This is a genomic window from Methanocalculus sp. (assembly GCF_030651615.1).
Lineage (GTDB): Archaea > Halobacteriota > Methanomicrobia > Methanomicrobiales > Methanocorpusculaceae > Methanocalculus.
In genome coordinates this window covers 1-3,928 of sequence record NZ_JAUSCG010000061.1, presented here as the reverse complement: position 1 = coordinate 3,928, position 3,928 = coordinate 1, and the positions used below count along the sequence as shown (strand labels likewise).

The window sequence follows — 3,928 nt, the reverse complement described above, 5'->3', positions numbered from 1 at the left end:
CATAACTCTTTGAGTGGGATCGTCGCTCTCAACAATAAAATTCCCTTCATCGATGGTTTTTCCAAAAAGGGATAATATTTCAAGCTTAGCAGAATCATCAAATGTCGTTATTCCAGCTTGAAATTTTGCAATCATAGTATTATCTCTCCGTTATTTTTTTGTAATGACTTAAATCTATCGATTGCTGATTCTATAGTAGATATTATCTCATGTAATTGGTTGTTTCGCCTATTTACATTATGGTTATTTACTGATTATATCTTTCGCAGCTCTGGTTATTTCCTACCCCGGTCTTAATGTTGGATCTTACACGTATATTCCTTTTGAGCCTCTTCCATAGATTCGTAATTTTTGGTATCATTCTAAAAAAAGGTTCAGGTTTTATTCTTCTCAGCCATTGCAACAAAGGCTTCAGCAAACCTTTCGGTGAAATAGACGTGGGTATATCCTGCAATTGTGTTTCCTTCGATGATTCCGTCCTTCCCATCCATGATCCCTTTTCCTCTTTTCAGGGTGAAGGCATACCGGCAGTCATTGTCAGGATGGAGGATCGAATAATGAAATTCATGCCCTCTGAACGAGAGGTCCTGTGGGAAGAGAGGGTAGTCTCCGGCGACGGTTCCGTCTACATACCCAAGTGCCTGAAACCTGTTTTTCATCTCGGCATCTCCCGGAATCACTCCGACACCGGCGTATGAACCCTCAACTGTCCGGAGTGAGCGGGATAGATAGACAAGCCCCCCGCACTCCCCAAATATTGGAAGCCCTGCATCGGCGGCTTTCCTGATCTCCTGTCTGCTCGAATTTTTCTCCAGTGCTGCTGCATGCAGTTCGGGATACCCCCCGCCGAGGTAGAGGGCATCGACGTCAGGAAGATGGTCTGTCATTGGTGAGAAGAAGATGAGGTCAGCTCCAGCTCTCCTCAGTTTCCTGAAGTTCTCAGCATAATAGAAACAGAATGCAGCATCCATCGCAACGCCGATCTGAACCTGCCCCTCTCTTTCACTCATATCCTCATATCTTTTTTGAAGCGGGGGTGCAGAGGATGCTGCCTGTATGATCCTGTCAATAGTACAGCACTCTTCGACTATTGCACCGCTTTTTTGCAGCCCCTCTTCTTCACCTGCCATTGCCAGGCCGAGATGGCGGCTCTTCACCTGAAGTTCGTCCCGTCGTGGGATCCAGCCGAGTGACTGGACCCTCTCAGCAGATCCGATCATCTCCCGGTGGTGGTCTGACCCTCCCCGATTGTAGATGACGCCTGCAAAGGTGACCTTCGGGTCATAGGTGGTGTATCCCAGGATCATCGCATGGACGCTCCGTGACATCCCTTTCACATCACAGACGAGTATGGTCGGGCATGAGAGAATCTGTGCCACATCTGCAGTACTTGACTCTCCTGTACCTTCAACGCCGTCATGGAGCCCCATTACACCTTCAATCACGGCAATATCGGCTCCCTCCGAAGCCTGGATGAATGTATTGACCACCTCGTCTTTTCCCATCATATATGGGTCGAGGTTTCGTGATCCCCTGCCGCAGATGGAGGTATGGTGAGTCGGGTCGATGAAGTCGGGTCCCACCTTGAATGGCTGAACCGTAAGGCCCCGTGCGCTCAACGCGCCCATGAGACCGGTAGCGACTGTTGTCTTCCCGCATCCGCTATGGGTGCCTGCGATGATGATCCTTGGTATTTTTATCTCATTTTGCGGCAATAAACGCCTCCTCTCCTCTATCAAGACCTGTGTCACCGAACGTGAAAAATGCTCGGGATCATGGACCGGAATAGGTAGGTTCTTATAACAAATTAATCTAATTTAGCTTAAATAAATTGGTGAAAATATGCATATTATGGAAGGTTTCTTACCAAGCCCCTGGTGGCAGATCTGGTTCATCATATCTGCACCCTTTGTCATCATGGGTTTTTATGCACTCAGAAAGCTGGTGCGTGAAAATCGCGAGGCGTTGCCGCTTCTTGCTGTTGCAGGAGCGTTTGTCTTCGTCCTCTCATCGCTTAAACTCCCTTCAGTTACCGGAAGCTGTTCGCATCCGACCGGAACCGGTCTTGGTGCCGTCCTCTTCGGGCCGTTCATCGCATCGGTTCTGGCATTGATCGTCCTTGTCTATCAGGCCCTCTTCCTTGCCCATGGCGGGATATCGACGCTTGGTGCAAACCTCTTCTCGATGGGTGTCGCAGGACCAGTAGTTGCATACGCGATATTTATCGCAGGAAAAAAGTTCGGGATAAACGAGTACGTAACTATCTTCTTTGCGGCGGCGTTAGCAAATATCGTCACCTATGTCGTCACATCACTCCAGCTTGCCCTTGCATTCCCTGCCGAGGCAGGAGGATTTATGGCATCTTTTATCGCCTTTGGTGCGATCTTTGCGATCACACAGATCCCGCTTGCAATTATCGAAGGGCTTGTCATAGCACTTGTCTTCAAGTACATCATCCAGCTCAAACCCGAGATCCTGATCAGGATTGGGGTCATAACTGCTGATCGTGCAGCAAAACTCAGGGAGGGATGGGCATGAAACACGGACTTGAGATCATCGTCGCTGTAGTTCTCATCGCATTTGCGGCGATATTCTTAATCCAGAACGCCGCAATCCAGGCTAATCTTGCTGAGGGTGACGAGCCATGGGGTGGTGCCGATGGTGCAGCCGCAAATTACATTGAAGAGATGGGATACGAACCATGGGCAAATCCTCTCTGGGAGCCCCCTAGTGGTGAAATTGAATCACTCCTCTTTGCCCTTCAGGCAGCAATCGGGGCATTTGTGATCGGATATGTCTTTGGCACATGGCGAGGATCAAAACGTACATCATCGTAGTTAATACAATCAGGATCAACGAATAAGAGAGAGCCGTGCAATCAATCGACCATCATTTTTTGGATGATTATGCCTGCAGGAATGCACTCCGGGAGATCGATGCCCGGATAAAGCTTATCCTTGGGCTTGGGGGGATTCTGATCGCCATATCAGCAGATACTCCATATGCCCCTCTATTTGTAGGGCTCACTCTCTCATGCACCACGGTCTTTCTCGCAAAGATTCCTATCCGGCTCTACCTCGCTCTTCTTATGATACCGGCATCTTTTGCCCTGATGAGTGTGGTTGTAATCCTGTTTCTGACCGGTGGAGGCGATCCAATCCTGACGATAACGCTCCCCTGGTTCTCCCTGGCAGCAACGACGGATGCCGCTCTGTATGCCACTCTCATCCTCACCCGTGCGATCGGAGGTACCTGCGGACTCCTCTTCATCGCATTAACCACTCCAATGATCGAACTTTTCAGTATTCTCAGATCCCTCAGGCTCCCGGCCGAGTTCATCGACCTTGCGATGCTGTTGTACAGGTCAATCTTTGTTATCATCGGAGAGGCGGTTGCGATCTATAATGCACAGGTGATGAGGAACGGGTACTCATCTTTCAGACAGGGGATCTTTGCCATATCGATGCTTGCATCATCGCTCTTCATCAGGGCATGGGATCGTGGAGAAGATCTCCTGTCAGCAATGGATGCACGGTGCTATGACGGTAAGTTTGAGATCCTTGAACCAACAGGTGCGATCACCGCCTCTCAGATCATCCCTGTCATCATATTCCTTTCGCTATCTGGTATTCTGGTTCTTCTTCCCATCCCCTTCCCTTTGTAATGAGGTGTTCATACGTCTGATCCGGCAATTACTTTCACAGAGGTATCATTTGCATACACGAGCCACCCTGACTCGCTGAAGTGTATCAGCTTCTCCCTCGAAAAGGGGAGTAAGACCGCTCTTGTCGGACCAAATGGTGCCGGGAAGACGACACTGCTTCTGATGTGCAACGGCACCCTCAGACCATCTTCAGGTGAAGTCGATATCGGAGGGAGATCCATTCAGTATGATTCCCGCTCTCTTCGTGATGTGAGGCGGCGGGTC

General features: G+C 49.4%; 5 protein-coding genes. 4 read left to right on the top strand and 1 reads right to left on the bottom strand.

The window, feature by feature from the left end; translation table 11 throughout:
- Positions 1-374: 374 nt before the first annotated feature.
- Positions 375-1,715 carry a cobyrinate a,c-diamide synthase gene (locus Q7V06_RS02505; protein ID WP_304837593.1) on the bottom strand — a complete coding sequence of 447 codons (1,341 nt, stop codon included), beginning with the start codon at positions 1,713-1,715 and terminating at the stop codon, positions 375-377.
- Positions 1,716-1,842: 127 nt separating this feature from the next.
- Here Q7V06_RS02505 and Q7V06_RS02500 point away from each other — a divergent pair, with 127 nt between their 5' ends.
- The 4 genes from Q7V06_RS02500 to Q7V06_RS02485 form a co-directional block, all read left to right on the top strand.
- Positions 1,843-2,538, top strand: a complete 696-nt coding sequence (locus tag Q7V06_RS02500) for an energy-coupling factor ABC transporter permease (RefSeq protein WP_304837591.1) — start codon at positions 1,843-1,845, stop codon at positions 2,536-2,538.
- On the top strand, positions 2,535-2,837 hold the full coding sequence (locus Q7V06_RS02495) for an energy-coupling factor ABC transporter substrate-binding protein (RefSeq protein ID WP_304837588.1): 303 nt from the start codon (positions 2,535-2,537) through the stop codon (positions 2,835-2,837). Before Q7V06_RS02500 ends, Q7V06_RS02495 begins: the two co-directional genes overlap by 4 nt.
- A gap of 35 nt (positions 2,838-2,872) precedes the next feature.
- On the top strand, positions 2,873-3,664 hold the full coding sequence (gene cbiQ, locus Q7V06_RS02490) for a cobalt ECF transporter T component CbiQ (RefSeq protein WP_304837585.1): 792 nt from the start codon (positions 2,873-2,875) through the stop codon (positions 3,662-3,664).
- A 27-nt stretch (positions 3,665-3,691) separates the two neighbouring features.
- Positions 3,692-3,928 (top strand): ATP-binding cassette domain-containing protein (locus tag Q7V06_RS02485; RefSeq protein WP_370650798.1); only part of this gene is annotated, 237 nt, incomplete at its 3' end.

What these genes read in the sequence shown, in the direction of transcription:
- Q7V06_RS02500 (WP_304837591.1), top strand. Translation starts at nt 1,843, where the DNA reads ATGCATATTATGGAAGGTTTCTTACCAAGCCCCTGGTGGCAGATCTGG.
- Q7V06_RS02495 (WP_304837588.1), top strand. Translation starts at nt 2,535, where the DNA reads ATGAAACACGGACTTGAGATCATCGTCGCTGTAGTTCTCATCGCATTT.